Below are 1,148 nucleotides of genomic sequence, written 5' to 3'. Positions count from 1 at the left end.
TGGAAGTTGCCGGTCTCCCGGCCAGATCAGGCGCGGTAACGCACCTGCACATCCAGCATTTGCAGCCGGATCACATCGCCGCCGGTCTCCTCGAAAGAGTCCCGCCGGGAGAGTTCTTTGATGCGGAGCACAGACCCGCCCCGATAGTCGGTGAGCGTGGTCGAGATCTGCGGCATCAGGGTCAGCAGCGCGCCATAGGTCGTGGCCGCGACATTCACCTGCACCCGCGCGGTCTCGATATTGCCGCGCCCCCGCAGCGAGTAGACCGTCACCGTGCCGATCCGCTGCAAGGTGATGCGGGGAAAGCCGACATCCTCGTCAAACGCGCCCCAGACCACCGGATGCCCCAGAGGTTTGAGGGCCTCTCTCACCTCGCGCTCCATGCTCATGCGCGCGCCGCCTTGCGCCGGGCCCGCTCCAGACTCTTTTCGATCTCCGCCCAGACCTCGCGTTTGAGGGTGGCCAGCATCATCGCCTGGCTGGCATCCCAGGCCGGGCGCAGGAAGGGCCGCGCCGGCATCGCCCCGGTCGCCCGCCCGGTCGAGGCTTGCACCCGGGGGCCGGTGCCAAACTCATAAAGATGGGCATGCGGGGCATCACCGCCATCCGGCTCAACCGGCCCCACGTAAAGCACCACCTTGGTGCGACCCCGATCCCTGCGCGCCTCGCGCTGCTGCCGCGCGGTCAGCTTCGACGTGACGGCAATGGCAAAGGGCGAGACCCCCTCGGCCATCTGCGCCACCGGTTTGAGGCTCTTCTTCATGGCGCGCCGCATCACGCCCTTGGCGGTGCCACGGGGCAATGCCGCCAGCGCCCGTTCAATATCGCCCGCGCCCTCAATGCGCATCTTCACGGCCATCAAGACACCTCCGGGATCTTCCAGGCGGTGATCTCGATCTCGCCCTTGAACCCGCGTTGTTTGAGGCCGGTGATCTGCCAATCTGCACCGTCAAACCGCAGCCGATGCGCGCCGGTGATCTGCACCATCGGCCCCGACCACAGCACCCGGAACCGCGCATCACTGCGCTGTTCCACCGCCGCCGCCCGCAACCGCTCGCCATCGCTCACCGGCTCATAGGCCGCCCAGCGATAAAACAGCACCTCCCAGCCGGTGACCTCCTGTTCGCCCGCGTCATTCTCTTCGCGCC

3 protein-coding genes are annotated in these 1,148 nt (G+C 67.2%); all 3 read right to left on the bottom strand.

The genetic code is table 11. The features are described from left to right. Positions 1–26: 26 nt before the first annotated feature. Positions 27–389, bottom strand: coding sequence for a tail completion protein gp17 (gp17, locus tag MHM97_RS22700; protein ID WP_239325915.1), 363 nt, complete (start codon positions 387–389; stop codon positions 27–29). Continuing rightward, a complete protein-coding gene (locus tag MHM97_RS22695; RefSeq protein ID WP_239325913.1) occupies positions 386–859 on the bottom strand; it encodes a hypothetical protein in 474 nt (157 codons plus the stop codon). Before MHM97_RS22695 ends, gp17 begins: the two co-directional genes overlap by 4 nt. Further along, the coding region (locus MHM97_RS22690) for a phage head completion protein (RefSeq protein ID WP_239325911.1) at positions 859–1,148 on the bottom strand (290 nt) is incomplete at its 5' end. The genes MHM97_RS22695 and MHM97_RS22690, both read right to left, overlap by 1 nt.

This window comes from Epibacterium sp. Ofav1-8, from assembly GCF_022348185.1.
GTDB lineage: Bacteria > Pseudomonadota > Alphaproteobacteria > Rhodobacterales > Rhodobacteraceae > Epibacterium.
This window is presented reverse-complemented; position numbering and strand designations above follow the sequence as displayed.